Source organism: Peteryoungia rhizophila, from assembly GCF_004912145.1.
Classification (GTDB): Bacteria; Pseudomonadota; Alphaproteobacteria; order Rhizobiales; family Rhizobiaceae; genus Allorhizobium; species Allorhizobium rhizophilum.
Genome location: NZ_STGT01000003.1, coordinates 937,034 through 955,085, shown reverse-complemented (window position 1 = coordinate 955,085; position 18,052 = coordinate 937,034). Strand labels below are relative to the sequence as shown.

Below are 18,052 nucleotides of genomic sequence, written 5' to 3'. Positions count from 1 at the left end.
GTCGGCACGCAGTGCCGGGGTGGGGTGATCTGGAGAATCGCTGAAATTCGACGCAGTCACCCCCACCCGCGCGTGCCGCGCGACCTCCCCCTCAAGGGGGGAGGTGGACGATCAATACGGCGCCTCGCACTTGCCCATGCCGACATAAACCGTCTTCAGCTCGGAATAATGCTCCAGCGCCGCTGCCGAATTTTCCCGTCCGAAACCGGACTGCTTGGACCCACCAAAGGGGATTTCCACCGGGCAGAGATTGTAGGTGTTAATCCACAGTGTGCCCGCTTCCAGCTGGTCGACCACGCGATGCGCGCGCGAAAAATCCGCCGTGAACACGCCGGCGGAAAGGCCGAATTCGGTGCCGTTCGCCCGCGCGATCACCTCCGCCTCGTCCTCGAAATCGAGCACGCACATCACGGGCCCGAAGATCTCTTCGCGCGCGATGGTCATGTCGTCGGTGACATCGGCAAACACAGTCGGCTGGATGTAGAAGCCTTCACCCGTGACGCTGTTCGGAATGCCGCCGCCGGTGATGAGTGTCGCCCCTTCCGCCTTGCCCTTGTCGATGTAGGACAGGACCTTTTCCCGCTGCGCTAGCGAGATCATCGGCCCCATCTGCGTCGCCTCGTCCTGCGGATCCCCGATCAGGATCGCCTCGGTGCGGGCCTTGAGGCGCGCAAGGAACGTCTCCTTGATCGCCGTGTGCACGAAGACGCGGGTGCCGTTCGAGCAGACCTGACCGGTCGAATAGAAGTTGCCGAGCATGGCGCCCGAGATCGCGCTGTCGATATCGGCATCGTCGAAGACGACGATCGGCGACTTGCCGCCGAGCTCCATAGTCACATGTTTCAGCTGCGAGGCAGCCGCCCCCGCCACCTTGCGGCCCGTCGGCACGGAGCCGGTCAGCGACACCTTGGCGACATCCGGGTGGCTGACGAGCAGCGGTCCGGTCTCGCGATCCCCCTGGATGACATTGTAGACGCCCTTCGGCGCGCCGGCCTCGATCAGGATCTCGGCAATCTTGAGCGCCCCGAGCGGCGTCACTTCCGACGGCTTGAAGACCATAGCATTGCCGGCGGCAAGCGCCGGTGCACCCTTCCAGCAGGCGATCTGCTGCGGATAGTTCCAGGCACCGATGCCGACGACGACGCCGAGCGGCACACGCTTGGTATAGGCCCAGTCGCCACCCAGCGGGATCTGGCTGCCGTTCATCGCGGTCGCGATAATGCCGCCGAAGAATTCGAAACTGTCGGCGCCAGACGTCGGATCGGCGACGATCGTCTCCTGGATCGGCTTGCCGGTGTCGAGCGTCTCGAGCTCGGAAAGCTCGCGGTTACGCTCGCGCATGATCTCGGCGGCCTTCTTGAGCACCCGCCCGCGCGCCGCCGGGCTCCAGGAGGCCCATTCCTTCTGCGCCCGCTTGGCAGACGCGATCGCCTGCTCGATGATGGCAGGGGTCGCGGCATGCAGCCGTGCGATCACTTCGCCGGTCGCCGGATAGATGCTCTCGATGACGGTGCCGTCGGTATCCTCGACGTATTGCCCGTCGATGAAGTGCGAGGCTTGCGGTTGGGCTTTCATGTCCTGTCTCCAGACGGTTGTTCAAGTGTTCTTGTCGTCAAGGGTCGCCCCTCATCCGCCCTTCGGGCACCTTCTCCCCGCAGGCGGGGAGAAGGAGGCGCTGCGGCTAAATTCTATCTCCCCCTCTCCCCGCAAGCGGGGAGAGGGTAGGGTGAGGGGCAATTGTTTCGTCGGTCACGGCTTGCAACTGCCCCGTGACATAATCCTCGACCAATGCGACAGAGGCATCAAGCGACAAGGGCGCGGCCTTCAGAGATTGCCGAATGTAAAGCCCGTCGATCATCGCCGCCGCGCCATCGGCGATCCGGCTAGCGTCGAAAGTCCCGCAAAGCGGCTTCAGGCCGGACATCAGGTTCGATTTCAGCCGCCGCGCATAGACGACGAGCAGCCGCCGCACCTCTTCCGAACGCTGCGCCTCGGAGTAAAACGCGAGCCAGGCGGCGACCACTTCCGGCGCGAACTGGTCGGCCTGGAAGGAGATCCGGATGACCGCCGAGATCCGCTCGCGCGGTGTCTGCGCCTTGCTCAGTGCCGCCCCCGCATCGACGCGCAACTGTCTGAGCAGCGAGCGGATGGTCTCGATCAGCAACTGCTCCTTGGAGCCGAAATAGTGATGCGCGAGCGCTGCCGAAACACCCGCCTCGCGGGCGATCTCCGACATGGTCACGGTCAGCGAACCATGATGGCCGATCGTCTTCAACGCGGCATCGACGAGCGCCTTTCGGCGCACCGGCTCCATTCCGACTTTCGGCATCTTGTGTCCCCTATCTTGGACCATCATAATTTTGATTGACTGATCAATCAATAAAAAATCTGCGATAGGCTCCGCCGCGGCAGCGCCAGGCGTTTAACCGTAAACCGTGTGCAGCGAAGCTTATTCGGATGCGCTGAACTATAGCGCGCTGTTTCCCGAAAAGCCGTCTACAGAGACTGTCTCGCAGGGCGTCTCGCGAAGCCGGCGGCTACCGGGTGCCGATCCCGGACTGGTTGCGACATCAAACTTTCATCTCACTGTCACACAACGGAAAGCCTTTGTTGACGATTGGTCCGCCACATTTCCGCCCATAAAAACAAATGCATGCTGGAGTATTGCGTATGGGTGCGGGGGTCGCGGAAGATTTGGGCGCGCTGCGGCGTTTTGCCAGTGATCAGCTCGTCACACTTGCCAAGCTCGTCGTCGAAAACGCCTTCCAGCCGATCGTCGAGGTCGGCACAGGCGCGGTCTTCGGCCATGAAAGCCTCATGCGCGGCCAGGACCGCATCGGCTTCGAAAGCCCGCTCGATCTGCTCGACCAGGCGGCCGCTACCGGCCAGCTCCTGGCCCTCGAACAGATGGTCGCGACCCGGGCGCTGGCCAAGTTCGCGACGCTTCCCGATTGCGCCGGCGCCACGCTTTTCCTCAATCTCGATGTCCGGCTGATCCCTGAAGGCAATGCGCTCGTTGACACGCTGCTCGACCAGTTGCGCAAGGCCCATGTGCCGCCGTCTTCCGTCTGCTTCGAACTCTCCGAGCGCTTCGACAACACCCGCGTTCCCGAATTCGCCGCCCTGGTCGAGCGCCTGCGCCGCTCCGGCTTCAAGCTCGCCATCGATGATTTCGGCGTCGGCCATGGCGAGATGAAGCTGCTCTGCGACTATCCCGTCGACTATGTGAAGATCGACCGACATTTCATCGCCGGCCTCGACAGCAATCCGCGCAAGCGCCACCTCGTCAAGAACATCGTCAACTTCTGTCATGTGCTGGGTGTGCGCGTCATTGCGGAGGGCATCGAGACGGAAGGGGAGTTCCTCGCCTGCCGCGAATTCGGCGTCGATCTGGTTCAGGGCTGGTATATCGCCCGCCCCAGCACCATCGTCTCGGAACTGAAGAGCGCCTTTCCGCATCTCCAGGATGTCGGCAAGGCCCGCCGCGCCACCCAGTCGCTCGACGAAATCCTGATCCGCAAGCAGATCGAGACGCTGCCAACCGTCTTCGAGCACGAGAACATCGACCACGTCTTCGATCTCTTCCGCCGCAACCCTGGCCAGTCCTTCTTCCCCGTGCTGAACGCCAATGGCGAGCCGCGCGGCATCATCAACGAGCGGCACCTGAAGGAATACATCTACCAGCCCTTCGGCCGCGACCTGTTGAAGAACAAGCTCTATGAGCGCTCCATCTCGCATTTCGTCGACCGCGCCCCGATCGTCGGCCTCGATGCCGATGCCGAGCGGCTGATGACGATGTTTGCCAATATGGAGGGTTCGGACTGCGTCATCCTGACGGAAAACATGCGCTATGCCGGCGTCGTCTCCGCCGCCTCGCTGATCCGCATTATGAGCGAGAAACAGCTGAAGACCGCCCAGGACCAGAACCCGCTGACGAGCCTGCCCGGCAATCGCGCCATCCGCGACTTCATGCGCTCGGCAGCGCTGGATGGCGATGGCTCCCGCTTCTTCTGCTACTGCGATTTCGACCACTTCAAGCCATTCAACGACCATTACGGCTTCCACCAGGGCGACCACGCCATCTCGCTCTTTGCCGCTCTCCTGCGCCGCTATTTCTTCTCCGAAGGCGATTTCCTCGGCCATGTCGGCGGCGATGATTTCTTCATCGGCGTCACCGACTGGACCCGCGAGGAGCTCACCGAAATCCTCGACCGCCTGCTGTCGGATTTCCACGACGACGTCATCGACCTCTATTCCGAAGCAGACCGCCAGGCCGGCCATATCCTCGGCCTCGACCGCCAGGGCCAGGAACGCGAATTCCCGCTCATGCGCTGCTCGATCGGCGTCCTCGAACTCCCCGCCGGCCTCGTCATCGACGACGTCAACCGCATCAGCGGCGAGATCGCCGAGCTGAAGAAGCACGCGAAGGAAAGTGCCGAAGGCGTGGTGATCGGCGTATCCGGTAGTGAAGGCTGACCAACCCCGGAATTGCCGTGGGAACTCCCGAAAGCTCCGCGTAAGGACACACCAATAGGATGTGGCCCATAGATTTTACTCACGCGACAGATTTCTTTGAGGAGTGTTGTTTATGGAAGTTCCCTGCAGCTACACGACGTCGCCGACCTACACTAGGCCATCGAAGGCAACCCAAGGTGACGCGGGAGGTTTTGCCGAGACTTTGGGCGAGGTGGATCGTGACGATCTCGAGCAGATGCTGGAGAATCTATGTCAGCAGGATCCGTCGATCGGAAAGCGGCTCAGCCAAAACGAAGACGGCAGCTACGAATTCGATACGGATGGCTACAAATGGTCCGACAAGAACTTCGCCGCACGCGCGCTCGTATTCGAGCTGAACGATCAGGATTTTAGCCTGATCGGTACCGAGGGGTGGGTATATCCCAGTGATGGGGACAGGAGCCTGTTCAAGCAGCTGACCGGCTACAACATGCTGATTTTAGGCGGGGCCTGCGTCGTATTGGATGACGAAGGTTTCCCGCCAGCCGCCGCCGACAAGTCTTCGGTTCAGCAGGCGGCTGACTTTGTCATTGACATCGCAGTCTCCCGGGATGCAGGCCATCTGGAAGGAGAGGTGTCCGCCGAGAACATTGGCGCATTGCTTGCCGCTTGGGATCTTGGGCCGGGAACGAGCCCCTTCATCGATGAACTGCTGAGAACCTTTAGTGTGTCCCCTGCAGATTTGATCGGATTCAGTGAGGCAGCACAGCAGAGCCAGATGGACGAGCTCATGAAACTCGTCTCCACCCTGGATGATCAAGAAGGTGCCGAGGTGGTCAACTGACGCTCGATTTGGGAGGCCAGAACGCGCATGGAGGACCATCGCCCACATTCCTGCCTGGTCGCCGTTGAGCCGCCCGACCAGCCCGACATTCAGCGGCTCCTGGATCTGTCCGACGCGGTCGCCGCCCGCCTCTATCCCGGTGCCTTCCGCCAGCCTATTACAGCCGCCAGCCTTGCGCTCCCGAGTGTCACTCTCTTCGTGGCCCGGGACGAAACGACATGCGCGATTGGCTGCGCCGCACTTCTCGCCCTTTCCGATGACGCCGCCGAACTGAAGCGCATGATCGTCGATCCGGATCACGCCGGGAAGGGCGTCGGTCGCAGCCTCCTGCTCGCAATCCTGCAAGAGGCCAGGGAGCGCGGCATCCGCACCATTCTGCTGGAGGTCGGAATCCACAACGTCGCGGCGCGCCGATTATACGAACAGGTCGGCTTCCACGACCGGGGACCGTTCGGCAGTTACCGGCAGACCCCGATCGCGACCTTCATGCAAATCGACCTTTAGCCGGCACGCTCCACCGCATTGCCTCAGCGAAACAGCTGCATCAATGTCTCGCTGTTGCTGTTGGCGATAGACAGCGACTGCACGGCGATCTGCTGCTGGGTTTGCAGCGCCTTCAGGCGTGTCGAGACCTCGTTCATGTCGGCATCCACCAGGCGGCCGACGCCGCTATCGATGCTGTCAGAGAGCTTCTCTGCAAACTCTGCCTGCATCTCGATACGCGTCTGCAGCGCGCCCAAGCGGCTGGCGCTGCTGATCGCCATCTTCTCCATGTGGTCTACGCCCCTGAGATACTGGTCGATGGTTCGGACGTTCTGGGTGATGTCGACTTCTGCCAAATCGAAGTCCGGCGCATAGGGCGGGTTCGACTGGACATTGCCGACATAAACACGCGCAGCGCGATTGCCGGCTTCCGGGTAGACGGTCTGGTCGGCGGAGAAGGTGATCGAGTTGCCGCTCGCAACGGCCATCAGATTGCTGCCGATGGACGCCTGACTGATCACGGCAGCCAGATCTGCTGCACTGCCGATGTAGCCGTCGACCGTACCGAGTGTCGCATCGACGACCGCCCGATTGATCGTATAGGTCGTCATCGCGCCGGGCCCGACCTGCACATCGAAATAGACCTCAGCCAGGGGAGACACCGTAAACCCGGTGGTGAATGAGATCGACGCCTCGGGATACATGTTGTCGTGGTTCTGATCTGGTGCATCCTCCAGCCCCATGGCGAAGCCTCCGGCGAAACTGGAGCCAACGTTTGAGATGGTGATGCTGGAGCCTGGATGGCCGGAGGTTTCCAGCGATCCGATCTCGAAATGCGTCGTGGAACCAGTGCCGGAAAATAGGGCTTCGTAAGCCGTCGCCGGAACGCCATTGTCGGTGAATGCCTGTTGCAGAACGGCGCGCAACTGCGCGGTATTGGTCACGTTCCCGTCCGTGGTCCCGAGTGCTGCATCCACCAGAGCCTTGTCGATAGTCAGCGTATAGTCATTGCCCGTCGAGTGGGTCCCGCCATCGACATTGATATCGAAGATGATGATGTCGCCCGCGCCAAAGGTCACGCCCCCGGTGAACTTGTGACGCTCATGCCCCTGATGCGCGACGGAATTGACGCCCGTTCCGCGGAAGCCGCCGATATCGCCGACGCTGTGGATTTGTTTCTGCAGGATGCCGCCACCGCCGCCTTCGTTCAGCATGCTGGAGTGTTTCAGGTCGATATCCATGGTCTTGACCTGGACATTGCTGTTCTCGTCGCGGACGAATGAAGAGACCACGCTTGTGGTCATCGGCCCCTCTTCCAGCAAGGGCAGTGTGGATTTCGTCTTCAGCAGGTTCTCCCCGCTGAAACTCGCTGATTGGACAATGGATTCGGCCTGCGCGTTCAACTGCGCCAACTCTTCCTGGATCTTCGCACGATCGACGCCTTGTTCCTTGGCCGCGACCAGTTTGGCCTTGAACTCGCCGAGAACCTCGACGATGGCTGCCGTCCCTGCATAGGCGGTGTCGATCTTGGCGGCTCCCAGGCCGAGAGCATCGGAGACCGCAGAAATTGCCATATTGTCCGAGCGCATCGTGGTGGAAATCGACCAGTAGGCTGCATTGTCTGAGGCGACTGAAATCCGAAGTCCGGAGGCGGCCTGTTGCTGATTGTCCGTCAGATTGGCGGCAACGCTCCGCAGCGTCTGGAGCGCAGCGATGGCGCCCAGATTCGTGTGAATACTGGTCATGAAAAAGACTCTCGGAAGGAGATGATGCAGGCGCATCATGCGCCGATAAGAGACCAATGTTTAAGCGCGCGCATGGTTAACGAAATATGACTTCGTCGCTGCGAGGTTTCATGTTTTAGGCAATGCAACCAAAAATGATCAACTTGCCAGCCGAGGCAATTCACCACATTTCTGCTGACGGTATCGTGCGTTAGCTATCGTCCTTGTCAATTGGAGTTCCCCCATGACCCTTCCCGCCACCATGCGCCATGTCGACCTGCCCAACCATGGCGGCCCGGAGGTCATGCGCCTCGTCGAGGGACCGCTGCCGGTTCCGCGCGCCGGCGAAGTGCTGGTCAAGGTGGAGGCCGCGGGTGTCAACCGGCCGGATGTCGCCCAGCGCCAGGGCGCCTATCCGCCGCCGAAGGATGCAAGCCCGATCCTCGGCCTTGAAATCGCGGGCGAGATCGTCGCCCTGGGTGAGGGCGTGACCGACTTCGAGCTCGGCGACCGGATCTGTGCACTCGCCAATGGCGGCGGTTATGCCGAATATTGCTGCGTACCCGCCACCCAGGCTCTGCCGTTCCCCAAGGGTTACGATGCCGTGAAGGCCGCAGCGCTTCCGGAAACCTTCTTCACTGTCTGGGCCAATCTCTTCCAGATGGCGGGGCTGACCGAAGGCGAGACCGTGCTCATTCATGGCGGCTCCTCGGGCATCGGCACCACCGCCATCCAGCTGGCAAAAGCCTTCGGCGCCATGGTCTACACCACCGCCGGCTCGGCAGAAAAATGCGCCGCCTGCATGGATCTCGGGGCGGTCAGGGCGATCAACTACAAGGCCGAGGATTTCGTCGAGATCGTCAAGGAAGAAACCCAGGGCAGGGGTGTCGACGTCGTGCTCGACATGATCGGCGCCGCCTATTTCGACCGCAACCTGCAGGCCTTGGCGAAAGACGGCTGCCTCTCGATCATCGCCTTCCTCGGCGGCTCGACCGTCGAGAAAGCCAATCTCGCCCCGATCATGGTGAAGCGCCTGACCGTCACCGGCTCAACCATGCGCCCGCGCACGGCCGAGGAGAAACGCGCCATCCGCGACGACCTGATGACGCAAGTCTGGGCCCGCCTTGAGCGAGGCGAAGTCGCCCCGGTCATCCACACGGTGCTGCCTTTCGAGGATGTGGTCGAGGCCCACCGGCTGATGGAGAGCTCTGAACATATCGGCAAGATTGTTTTGCAGGTGGGGTAAAGGCCCAGCCTCTAGGACGTCAGCCGACCTCGGATGTTCGACCATCCAGCCCCGCCATCACGATACGCTCACCGGCTTCGACCGCAACATGGCGGCCGTTGCCGGGTCGGCGCGGCGGCAGAGGCGGGGCGGCAGTCCCTTCATGATCAGTTCGGCATCGGCAACGGCCATGGATCCGAGTGCATAGAAGGCATCCCGCGTGCCGCCGGTCCTGTGCGCCGAGAGCAGAATGCCCGACGCTTGGCGCACGGGATCGTCTGCCGCGACCGGTTCCTCCGGAAACACGTCCGTTGCCACCTTGATATGGCCGGATTGGGCGGCCTCGATCATCGCCGGAAAATCCACGACGGCAGCACGGCTCATCAGCAGAAACGCCGCGCCGGGCTTCATCATGGCGAATTCCCGTTTCCCGATGAAGCCCTCGTTCTCGCTGGTGACGCTCGCAAAGACGAAGATCACCTGGCTTTCGCGCAGTACGTCCTCGAGTGTCGACGGCTCGCAATCCTGTCGTTCTATGACCTCCTTGGAAAGCCAGGGATCGAAGACGCGAACCCTGTTCTTGAACGGGCGGATCAGGGCGCGAAACTCCTGGCCGAGGTCGCCGAAGCCGATGATCCCGACCGGGGCGCCGGCAAAACGGAAAGTGTTCGCATTGCCCTCCAGCCCATACCGCTCGATACCCTGGCGAAAATCCCGATCCGCCGCGGTGATCCCCCGGGCGAGATCAAGCGCCATGGCCAGCGCCGCCTCCGCCACCGGCGAGGCGAAGGCGGAGGCCGGCGTGATCGCCCAGATCCCCCGCTCGACGCAGGCCTGATAATCGATATTGGACAGGAAATTCGACTCGACATTGATGATCGCCTTCAGCCTCGGCGCCCTGTCCAGGCGTTCTCTCGGCATGTCGGTCTGGCCGAAGATCAAGACGGTATCGGCAAGATACCGCTCGACGTCTTCTGCAGGCATGGGGCGATCCTCCGACACGATCACCTCGCCCAGCGCGTCGAGCCGTGCCCTGACCGCTGGCTCCATGATCAGGTCGAGTGTCCTCGGCAGTGGATCGACCAGAATGATGTCGCGGCGCATTGTTTCCTCCCTCGAGAATCTTGGTTCGAGGGAAGCTTAGCTCGAAAAGCCTCTCGCTGGGCAGGCCTCCGCCCTGTCATGCTGCGACTGAGAACTTCCCAAGGTCCAGCGCCGGTGAGATTTCGTGGTCGACACCACCGCCGTTTCGTTTCGCGCGGTAGGAAGCTTTGTCTGCGGTGGCCATCATGTGTTCCAGTTTCGCAGAGCCGGAAAGGGCCATCGTGTATCCGAGGCTCACGCCGATGGCGATCTCCTCACCGGCAATTCGATAGGGCAGAGCGAGCACATCCACGATCTTACGCGCCAGGGTTTCGGCGTCTGCGGGATCCCGGATGTCAGGCTGAAGAATGACGAATTCGTCGCCGCCAATGCGCGCGGCGATAACAGGGGGATCCAGGTTCTCTTGCAGCCGCTTAGCGATACCTGCCAGCAAGGCGTCCCCGACCGCATGACCAAAGCGATCATTGACGCCCTTGAAACCGTCAAGGTCGAAAAGATGTATGCCGATGAGCGCATCGTCAGCGCAATCGAGGTTCGAGTATGCCTCGATCAACGCCGCTCTGTTGCTTAGCCCAGTCAGCTGATCGCGGCGTGCCTGACGCTCCATTTCCAGACGCAGGCGGATTTGCCGGGTGGTCGTTCGATAGACATGCAGGACGCTCTGCATCGCAGCGTACAGGAAGACCACAGACATCATACCCAGGATCCAGTGGACCGTATCGCCATACAACATGACCGAGATTGTCGTCGGCAGGCCTGCAATCAGGATCGCCGTGGCGGCGATGAATGGCCGCACCGATATCCTGACCGCCACCCCGGCAGAGTATCCATAGATCAGCGCTGCGGCGAGGATTTGGACCGATAGGTCGCGATGGGAGAACACGACGGTGGCGAGGGTACCCACAGAGGCCGCAACGAGAAAGGTAAAGAGGCCATGCACCTTCTCCCAGCGGGCAGCATCCGCAACCGAGACAGGCTGCGTCGCGTCAGCCTGCCTATGGGCCAGGGTGACGGCGAATTTGGCCAGGGAAGCAATGGCTCCGCCGATCGTGGCAAGCAGGAGTGTTGTGCTTCCAAGGCTCTCATAGGCGAACAGACCGACAGCAAGGATGGTCACGGCCATGATGGTCGTCGGGGTGAGCGTCGAGTTCAGCTCCGACACCAGCGTCTTGAACACATCGTCGGTCTCTCTGTAGCGCACACCCAACCCCTCATTCAAAGCGTCGGCCCGGTCGAGGGCCATGGCTTCGCGGACAGTGAGATGGGGAGTTTAACATTCCGTCAGGCCAGACACCAAAATCTGACAGCTCGATAGGCCTATCGCTCGGGCCGCGCCCGTTGGAAACACGGGGAAATTGTCCGGGCGAATTCCCCGGAAGCCAGGCCATCTGTACATGCCTTGCCCCGTATGTGCCCAACGGCATGGTGGAAATAGCGGTGACCTGGATGGAACGGCATCAGGGCCGAAGGCGTCTAGGGTAAGCGATGATGCGTTCCCTCGCATTGTCTTGAGCGTCAGGATCTCGATCGTCGGGCCATCGCTTGGAGGTGGCCGATGGGGCTGTCCGGGACGCTGAACATGAAAGGATTTATATATGACCGTCGTGCTTGCCACCGTTTGCCAGGATGGCGTCGTCCTCGGCTCGGACTCCCAGATTACCGACAAGGGGCGAGGCATGACCTATCCCGCCGAGAAGCTTCATCCACTGGGAACGCAAGCGGCCTGGGGCGGCAGTGGCGCGCGTTCCGTGCTGACGGATGTCCAGCGCAGTTTCAATGACAACAGTGCCGCGATCCTGGAGGCGCCGGATATCGGCCGCGCATTGCAGGGACATATCCTGCCGATCCTGCGTCATCACTACGAGACCTTCATCCCCGACGTGCCGGGCGAAGAAGGCGGCGGCACGCCGTCAGCCTATGTGATGGCCGCCGGGTGGCGCGACGGCGAGCCCTGGATCATCGAGATCACGCCGTCGGGCATGATCGGCCACTATGCCGATATCGGCTTCCACGCGATCGGCAGCGGTGCGGCCATGGCCCAGCAGGCCGGTTCACTGCTGTCCCACTTCCATCTGTCCAAGCGGTCGGTGCGTTTCGGTTGCGCGGCCGTGCTGCGGGTTCTGCAGGCGCTCGACCTCACCTCGGCCAGCGTCGGCAAGCCGTTCAGTCTGTGCCGGATCGATGCGGACGGTGCCCATCACCTCAGCGACGAAGAAATCGACGAAGTCGGCGACGTCGTGCGTCAATGGGAAGAGGCCGAACAGAAAGTCATCGGCAAGATATTCGATTGATCACGCAGAGCACGTTCCCTGCCAGCTCTTGCAGATGACGTTCAATCAGCCTTGAGGGCGAGCAAATATCCGCCCCCTACGTCATGCCTTCGGCAGGAACCGCACGGTCAGCTTGTTTCCGTCCGGGTCCCGCATGTAGGCAACAAACTGCCCATTCGGACGTCCAGAGGGCGGGGTTTCGATCGACGTGCCGCCATACGCCACCCCTTCGTCATGCCAGGCTTGAACCTGCTCCGGGCTTTCTGCGAGGATCCCGATCGTACCTCCGTTCGCCGCGGTTGCAGGAGCACCGTCGATCGGGGCGGTGATCATAAGTCGTCCGCCATTATGGACATAGATCAGCCTGCCGCGCGCATCCGTCTCGCCAGCTTGTCCCCCAAGCGCAACGAAGGTGGCGTCATAGAAGCGTTTCGACCGTTCAAGGTCGTTGCTGCCGATCATGATATGCGTGAACATGTGGTCTCCAAAATTGTGCGTGTGCGGTGGTAGTCTTATGGCTTAGCTGCAACCTGTAGCCCGTCAGATCCCCGATCCATCCAGCTCCTTCTCGTCCTCGCCTTCCCAGGCTGGTGGCCGTAGCATCGCATCCATGTTGACCCCCGGCAGCGGCATCCAGCATTTCAGCTCCGGTTCCGCATAGGCGACAATCAGCCCAGGCGTCGAATCCGACGACCGCCAGCCGTCACTGCCGAAGCGGTCGCCGTTCGACCAGTAGACCAGATCGACGGCGCCGGGCCCCTGTTCCGATGCGCGGATGGTCACCAGAATGCGGCTGCCGTCCCGCGGCGCCGTGCGCATGTTTCGCCAGCGGATGGATTCGTCCATGGTATTCTCCTCCCATTACAAGGGGGAGTTTCACCGTCGAAGGCTGGGCGGTCAACCATGATTGCTGGAAAGCGGTCAGTGCGAATGCCGTTCCGCTTGCTTGCACCAAGTCGTTGAGGTGCACCGGCCGATGGCAATCTCGGCTGACATCTGAAAGATCGAATTGACGTCGGGGGAAATGCCGAAGGCGCGAAGCAGCGCGGGCAGGTGCGAATGTTAGCCGGATCTTGTTGCGGTGCAACTCAAATATCCCGACGAAACGTTACACAATGTGCCTTGTCGAATGCCGCTTTCAGTCCTACCTTCTGATCATCGGCAACGTAACGAAAGGAAGGTGATCCAATGTCTAATGAGATTTCGGTCTGCGTGTGTGACTTTGGTAAGGGTGTGGTTTTGACGGGGCAGCCCTCGGCCTGATCCAGCCTTCCTTCGGACGGTTTCCCCGTCCGGGTCCAGACAAAGGACTAAACTCATGGGAGCCACCCTCGCGGGTGGCTCTTTTGATTCATGGGATTTGTTTCGAGGGCAGGGCGCTCAAAGCCCGATCGTGCCGAAGCCCGGCACCTTGATGCCCGGCCGTGCGAGATCCACGCCGGCCACCAGGCCGAGGAAATTCACCTCCAGCCCGCTGCGCACGCCCACAGACAGCCCGGCAAAGCCACCGAGGCTCAAATGCAGGTCCCGTCCATCCTTGTCGAGATGGTAGAAGGCCCCGCCGGCGAGATAGTCGCGGCCGACGGCATCGGCCGGCAGCACAGCGCCCAGTTCCGGCACTTCGCGCAGCACATGCGCGACGAAGGTGTTGGAATTCGGCCCCGGATAGATCCGGTAACCGCCCGGCTGACCATAGGCATAGCCGGCGATCGCCGCTTCCACCATCGGGATCAGCCGCTTGGCCTCTTCGCCCTTCACCTCCGCGACGAGCCGCGGCGGGTTGGAATACCAGAAGGCATCGGGTGCCCGGTGATTGCGGCGGATGGGCGAGCCCCAGCCCACCTTGTCATAGCGCTGATAGTCGCCGTTCTCGTTCTTGGTGACGATCCAGGCATGGCTGGCAATCGCGCCCTTCAAGCCGCCGGTCATCGCCGAGAATATGTAGATCGCCGCCTCGGGGCTCTCCTCAGCCGAAGGCAGCAGCCCCGACGAACCCCATTTCGCCGAACTCCAGCCGTCGGGATGGTCCCGCGTCGCCCAGAGCCCGGCGGAAACCAGGGTCGGAAGCACGAAGACGAGCAGGATGACGGAGACGATGCGCAGCAGAAACTTCAATTCTGACCTCGAACAGGATGGAGATGCATGCTTTAACAAGCATCAGACAATATTGGCATTTTGAGGCTCAGCATGGAAAATCCGATCACGGTCGAGGTCACGCGCGGTCAACTCGTCGAGAGCCGCCATTGCGGTATGGCGATCGTGGTCGATGCCGAGGGCAAAACCGTCTTTTCCGCCGGTGATGTCGATTCCGGCGTCTTCCCGCGCTCGGCTTGCAAGGCCATGCAGGCTTTGCCGCTGGTCGAAAGCGGTGCGGCAGACGCCTATGGCTTCGGTAATCGCGAATTGGCACTCGCCTGCGCCTCCCATTCGGGCGAACCGGAGCATGTGGCAACCGCGGCCGCCATGCTGAAAGCGGCCGGCCGGGACGAGAGCGTGCTCGAATGCGGCGCCCACTGGTCGTCACACCAGGCCGTGCTGATTGACCAAGCCCGCACGCTGGACAAGCCGACGGCCCTTCACAACAACTGTTCGGGCAAACATTCAGGCTTCGTCTGCACCTGTTGCCACACCGGCGAAGATCCGCGCGGCTATGCCGGCTTCGATCACCCGCTGCAGCAGGCGATCCGCGCCATCATGGCTGATCTCACCGGCGCTGTGCTCTCCAGAGACAATTGCGGCACTGATGGATGTTCCATCCCGACCTATGCCGTGCCGCTCGTCGGGCTCGCGCGCGGTTTCGGGAAGCTCGCGACGGGCAAGGGGCTCGAGCCCATCCGCGCCGCCGCCGCCCGCCGGCTGATCACCGCCTGCATGGCCGAACCCTTCTATGTTGCCGGCACGAAACGCTTCTGCACGAAGCTGATGCAGGTGGCACCCGGAAAAATCTTCGCCAAGACCGGCGCCGAAGGTGTCTTCTGCGCGCTCCTGCCGGACAAGGGCCTCTCCTTTGCCGTCAAGGCCGAGGATGGCGCCACCCGTGCGGCCGAAGCCATGATCGCAGCACTTCTCGCCCGCCATTTCGATGCCGGAAGCGCAGAAAAGGCCGCACTTCTCTCAATGTCCCGCCACGGCATGTCCAACTGGAACGGGCTGCCCGTCGGCACGGTCAGGGTGACGGACGTGCTGCTGGCCTGAGCACGAGAATGCTGGTTTGCAGCTGGTTGCACGACATTCTCCCTGCCTCAAGGGAGGTTTAACTCTTCTCGGGTTAGACTTGTGTCACGACCGATCGCGCGCAACCGACAAGGCCGATTTCCATGGATGCTTCGATGAGAAGCCAGTACCGGATCCCCGGCGAAACCGCCCTCCGTTCCTCGGCCGTGCCCGTCGAGTGGAACGGACGCGTGCTCGAACTCGAATCCTGTGAAACCCTGGAGGAACTCCATGCCTTGAAGAAGGCCTGGCAGGCGCTGGAGACGCGGTGTCCCGAGCCCTTCGCCTATTTCCAGAGTTTCGACTGGTGCCTGAACTGGTGCCGCGCCTTTCTCGAGGGCGAGTCCGACGATCGGGTCTGCCCGAGTGTCTATGTCCTCTGGGACGGTGCCGAATGTCTGATGATCTGGCCACTGATGACGCGCCGGGTCAGACCCGCCATCACCGTTCTGGTGCCCTTGACGGCTCCGATGAACCAGTATGCGACGCTGCTCCATGATCCCGCCCGCTTCGATGCCGCGCTCGGCCAGCTGGTCTTTGACGAAATCCGCAAGCATGGCGGCTGCGACGCCATCTGCCTCGACCATGTGCCGCAATCCGCGCTGCTGGCCAGCATCCTGAAAGGCCAGGGCTCCAGTCCTGACGGGATGCAGCAATCCGCAATCCTCGACCTCGCCGGCATCGCGGACTGGGAAAGCCACCACCGCGCCCTGCCGAAGAAGCAGCGTCTGCAGCGCAATAGCCGCCGCAACCGGCTGGAAAAGCTGGGGGCCCTCGACTACCACGTCTATCCGGCCGGCAGCCGGGGTTATGCCGAGCATATCGACCACTGCATCGCCATGAAGCAGGACTGGCTGAAGGGCACCGGCCGCCTCGGCCGCGACCTCTTCGATCCGCGCTTCGCCGCCTTCCTGCGCGATCTCGGCAGCATGCCCTGCGGGGACGAGGACGGCGTCTTCCTGCATGCCCTGACACTCGATGGTGTGCCGATCGCCATGGAACTCGGCATGCGCTTCCGGCAGGATTATTACTGCTTCCTCGGCGCCATCGATCTCGCCTACCAGAAATTCTCGCCCGGCAAGGTGCAGATGGAAAACGCCCAGCGATGGGCGATCGAGACCGGCATCCGCCGCTTCGATTTCCTCAACGATCCCTCAACTTACAAATCGAGCTGGACCAACACTGCCGAGCCGCTTATCGCCTGTTACGTGCCCTTCACCAGCCTCGGCCAGCTCTATTGCCGCCATTGGATGGCGGGTCTTCGCCCGCGCCTGCGGGCGTTATACGACGGCATCGGCCCGGCCTGGCGAACCCGCGTCCGGGGCGTGGTCGATGCGCTGCACCGCTTTGTGGGGCGCAATGGCGGCAGCATGAGCCTCGTGCTGTGCTGCATTCCATGATCACACGACTTCGGCTGAGAGCCCGCGATCTCGTCGGCGATCCCGGCCTGCGCGGTGCGCTGGTGAGCATTTCCGTGCGCATCGCCGCCGCCTTTGTCGGGCTCGGACTGCAGATCCTGCTCGCCCGCCTCATGGCGCTCGAGGATTATGGCATCTATGTCATCCTCTGGACCTGGACCAGCGTCGTCGGCCAGGTCGGCGTGCTCGGCTTTTACGATTCCGCCGCCCGCTTCATTCCGCGTTATGGACGCCGCGAGAAACACGCCCATCTCGCCGGTTACCTCGCCACCGGCTTCCGCACCGTTATCACGGGTTCCGGCCTGCTCGCGGCCGCAGCACTCGTTTTCCTCACCGTGCTGCCCGGCCTCGTCGATCCGGCCTTCCTGCTGCCGCTCGGTGTGCTGGCCCTCGGCTTTCCGATCCTGTCGCTCGAATCCTACCTGACCGGCGTCTGCAGAGGGTTCGGCTGGTATGCGCTCTCCACCATCCCTGGCTACATTCTCCGGCCGGTGCTGATCATGCTTGGCGTCGGCCTTGCCCGGACAGGGGGGGTGCCCCTCGATGCCGTGACGGTGCTCTCCATCGTGGTGCTCGCCTCCATCGCCGTCCTGATCGCTCAGGCGCTTCTCCTGCGTGCCCGGCTCCCGAAGGGACCGCGCCCGACGACCAGCCGCGAGCGCCGCCGCTTCTGGCTGCTCGCCTCCGTGCTTATGATGCCGGCCATGACGGCGGAAGAGCTTTTCGTCTGGATCGATGTCCTGATCCTCGGCTTTCTGGTCTCGCCGGATGAGGCCTCCCTCTACTTCGCCGCCCAGCGTTCACTGTCGCTAGCCGCCTTCGTGCAATACGGCTTCATGCTGGTCGCTGCGCGTGGCTTTTCGCTGTCGCTGGCCTCGGCCGACCGGGCAGGGCTCCAGGCCCGCATCACTCGCTCCACCAATGCCACCTTCTGGCTGACCATTCCCTCCGTCGCGCTCACCCTGGTCGCCGGCTATCCCTTGCTCGCCCTCTTCGGCCCGGCCTTCCTCGCGGCCTATCCCTGCCTCGCATTGCTCGGCCTCGCCTATGTCATCCGTGGCGCGACCGGCCAGGCGGCCGAACTGCTCGTCGTCCAGGGGCGCTATCGACTCAGCCTGCTGATCGTCTCCATATCCGTCGCGGCCTGCGTTCTGCTGATGCTCTTCCTCGTTCCCCTGTGCGGCATCATCGGCGCCGCCGCAGCCATGGTCCTCGTTCAGCTGCTCCGCCTCGCCGTCGTCACATGGCTCGTCCATCGCCACACCGGCTATTGGGTGTTGGTCAGGCCGTTTACGCGGGTAGCAGACCCGAGCTGA

At 62.2% G+C, this 18,052-nt stretch carries 16 protein-coding genes; 8 read left to right on the top strand and 8 right to left on the bottom strand.

Going from position 1 to position 18,052, the window contains the following annotated elements; all coding sequences use genetic code 11:
• Window positions 1-111: 111 nt before the first annotated feature.
• Complete coding sequence (gene betB / locus E9677_RS15895; protein ID WP_136559018.1) at window positions 112-1,575, bottom strand: betaine-aldehyde dehydrogenase; 1,464 nt, start codon at window positions 1,573-1,575, stop codon at window positions 112-114.
• A 106-nt stretch (window positions 1,576-1,681) separates the two neighbouring features.
• Window positions 1,682-2,329: a transcriptional regulator BetI gene (gene betI, locus E9677_RS15890; protein WP_136559017.1), complete on the bottom strand. Its 648-nt coding sequence runs from the start codon at window positions 2,327-2,329 to the stop codon at window positions 1,682-1,684.
• 341 nt (window positions 2,330-2,670) lie between these two features.
• Between betI and E9677_RS15885 the strand changes: the two genes are divergently transcribed.
• The 3 genes from E9677_RS15885 to E9677_RS15875 all read left to right on the top strand — a co-directional run bounded on the left by E9677_RS15885 (window position 2,671) and on the right by E9677_RS15875 (window position 5,803).
• The gene (locus E9677_RS15885; RefSeq protein ID WP_136559016.1) at window positions 2,671-4,476 is read left to right on the top strand and encodes a bifunctional diguanylate cyclase/phosphodiesterase; all 1,806 of its coding nucleotides are present in this window, start codon (window positions 2,671-2,673) and stop codon (window positions 4,474-4,476) included.
• Window positions 4,477-4,588: 112 nt separating this feature from the next.
• Window positions 4,589-5,299 carry a hypothetical protein gene (locus tag E9677_RS15880; protein ID WP_136559015.1) on the top strand — a complete coding sequence of 237 codons (711 nt, stop codon included), beginning with the start codon at window positions 4,589-4,591 and terminating at the stop codon, window positions 5,297-5,299.
• A gap of 27 nt (window positions 5,300-5,326) precedes the next feature.
• On the top strand, window positions 5,327-5,803 hold the full coding sequence (locus tag E9677_RS15875; protein ID WP_136559014.1) for a GNAT family N-acetyltransferase: 477 nt from the start codon (window positions 5,327-5,329) through the stop codon (window positions 5,801-5,803).
• A 23-nt stretch (window positions 5,804-5,826) separates the two neighbouring features.
• Here the strand turns inward: E9677_RS15875 and E9677_RS25895 are convergent, their stop codons facing one another.
• Window positions 5,827-7,527 (bottom strand): flagellin N-terminal helical domain-containing protein, encoded by a 1,701-nt coding sequence (locus tag E9677_RS25895; protein ID WP_136559013.1) that lies wholly within the window; start codon window positions 7,525-7,527, stop codon window positions 5,827-5,829.
• Window positions 7,528-7,750: 223 nt separating this feature from the next.
• Between E9677_RS25895 and E9677_RS15865 the strand changes: the two genes are divergently transcribed.
• Window positions 7,751-8,752: an NAD(P)H-quinone oxidoreductase gene (locus tag E9677_RS15865; RefSeq protein ID WP_168801222.1), complete on the top strand. Its 1,002-nt coding sequence runs from the start codon at window positions 7,751-7,753 to the stop codon at window positions 8,750-8,752.
• A 57-nt stretch (window positions 8,753-8,809) separates the two neighbouring features.
• On the opposite strand, the gene E9677_RS15860 is transcribed toward E9677_RS15865, so the two are convergent.
• The gene (locus E9677_RS15860; protein WP_136559012.1) at window positions 8,810-9,835 is read right to left on the bottom strand and encodes a hydroxyacid dehydrogenase; all 1,026 of its coding nucleotides are present in this window, start codon (window positions 9,833-9,835) and stop codon (window positions 8,810-8,812) included.
• Window positions 9,836-9,911: 76 nt separating this feature from the next.
• Window positions 9,912-11,036, bottom strand: coding sequence for a GGDEF domain-containing protein (locus E9677_RS15855; RefSeq protein ID WP_168801221.1), 1,125 nt, complete (start codon window positions 11,034-11,036; stop codon window positions 9,912-9,914).
• A gap of 394 nt (window positions 11,037-11,430) precedes the next feature.
• On the opposite strand from E9677_RS15855, the gene E9677_RS15850 reads away from it, so the two are divergent.
• Window positions 11,431-12,126, top strand: coding sequence for an Ntn hydrolase family protein (locus E9677_RS15850; RefSeq protein WP_136559010.1), 696 nt, complete (start codon window positions 11,431-11,433; stop codon window positions 12,124-12,126).
• An 81-nt stretch (window positions 12,127-12,207) separates the two neighbouring features.
• Here E9677_RS15850 and E9677_RS15845 read toward each other — a convergent pair whose 3' ends face one another.
• The 3 genes from E9677_RS15845 to E9677_RS15835 form a co-directional block, all read right to left on the bottom strand.
• A complete protein-coding gene (locus tag E9677_RS15845; protein ID WP_136559009.1) occupies window positions 12,208-12,582 on the bottom strand; it encodes a VOC family protein in 375 nt (124 codons plus the stop codon).
• A 63-nt stretch (window positions 12,583-12,645) separates the two neighbouring features.
• Complete coding sequence (locus tag E9677_RS15840; protein WP_136559008.1) at window positions 12,646-12,951, bottom strand: hypothetical protein; 306 nt, start codon at window positions 12,949-12,951, stop codon at window positions 12,646-12,648.
• 534 nt (window positions 12,952-13,485) lie between these two features.
• Entirely contained in the window at window positions 13,486-14,220 is a 735-nt protein-coding gene (locus tag E9677_RS15835) for a DUF3750 domain-containing protein (protein WP_136559007.1), read from the bottom strand.
• A 72-nt stretch (window positions 14,221-14,292) separates the two neighbouring features.
• On the opposite strand from E9677_RS15835, the gene E9677_RS15830 reads away from it, so the two are divergent.
• The 3 genes from E9677_RS15830 (at window position 14,293) to E9677_RS15820 (ending at window position 18,052) form a co-directional block, all read left to right on the top strand.
• On the top strand, window positions 14,293-15,300 hold the full coding sequence (locus tag E9677_RS15830; RefSeq protein WP_136559006.1) for an asparaginase: 1,008 nt from the start codon (window positions 14,293-14,295) through the stop codon (window positions 15,298-15,300).
• Window positions 15,301-15,434: 134 nt separating this feature from the next.
• On the top strand, window positions 15,435-16,718 hold the full coding sequence (locus E9677_RS15825) for a GNAT family N-acetyltransferase (protein WP_168801220.1): 1,284 nt from the start codon (window positions 15,435-15,437) through the stop codon (window positions 16,716-16,718).
• Window positions 16,715-18,052, top strand: coding sequence for an oligosaccharide flippase family protein (locus E9677_RS15820; RefSeq protein WP_168801219.1), 1,338 nt, complete (start codon window positions 16,715-16,717; stop codon window positions 18,050-18,052). The genes E9677_RS15825 and E9677_RS15820 overlap by 4 nt, the downstream gene beginning before the upstream one ends.

Coding starts and splice junctions, on each gene's coding strand:
- E9677_RS25895 (WP_136559013.1), bottom strand. CDS start 7,527: ATGACCAGTATTCACACGAATCTGGGCGCCATCGCTGCGCTCCAGACG.
- E9677_RS15875 (WP_136559014.1), top strand. CDS start 5,327: ATGGAGGACCATCGCCCACATTCCTGCCTGGTCGCCGTTGAGCCGCCC.
- E9677_RS15880 (WP_136559015.1), top strand. CDS start 4,589: ATGGAAGTTCCCTGCAGCTACACGACGTCGCCGACCTACACTAGGCCA.
- E9677_RS15820 (WP_168801219.1), top strand. CDS start 16,715: ATGATCACACGACTTCGGCTGAGAGCCCGCGATCTCGTCGGCGATCCC.
- E9677_RS15885 (WP_136559016.1), top strand. CDS start 2,671: ATGGGTGCGGGGGTCGCGGAAGATTTGGGCGCGCTGCGGCGTTTTGCC.
- E9677_RS15860 (WP_136559012.1), bottom strand. CDS start 9,835: ATGCGCCGCGACATCATTCTGGTCGATCCACTGCCGAGGACACTCGAC.
- E9677_RS15845 (WP_136559009.1), bottom strand. CDS start 12,582: ATGTTCACGCATATCATGATCGGCAGCAACGACCTTGAACGGTCGAAA.
- E9677_RS15830 (WP_136559006.1), top strand. CDS start 14,293: ATGGAAAATCCGATCACGGTCGAGGTCACGCGCGGTCAACTCGTCGAG.
- E9677_RS15865 (WP_168801222.1), top strand. CDS start 7,751: ATGACCCTTCCCGCCACCATGCGCCATGTCGACCTGCCCAACCATGGC.
- betI (WP_136559017.1), bottom strand. CDS start 2,329: ATGCCGAAAGTCGGAATGGAGCCGGTGCGCCGAAAGGCGCTCGTCGAT.
- E9677_RS15840 (WP_136559008.1), bottom strand. CDS start 12,951: ATGGACGAATCCATCCGCTGGCGAAACATGCGCACGGCGCCGCGGGAC.
- E9677_RS15825 (WP_168801220.1), top strand. CDS start 15,435: ATGAGAAGCCAGTACCGGATCCCCGGCGAAACCGCCCTCCGTTCCTCG.
- E9677_RS15850 (WP_136559010.1), top strand. CDS start 11,431: ATGACCGTCGTGCTTGCCACCGTTTGCCAGGATGGCGTCGTCCTCGGC.
- betB (WP_136559018.1), bottom strand. CDS start 1,575: ATGAAAGCCCAACCGCAAGCCTCGCACTTCATCGACGGGCAATACGTC.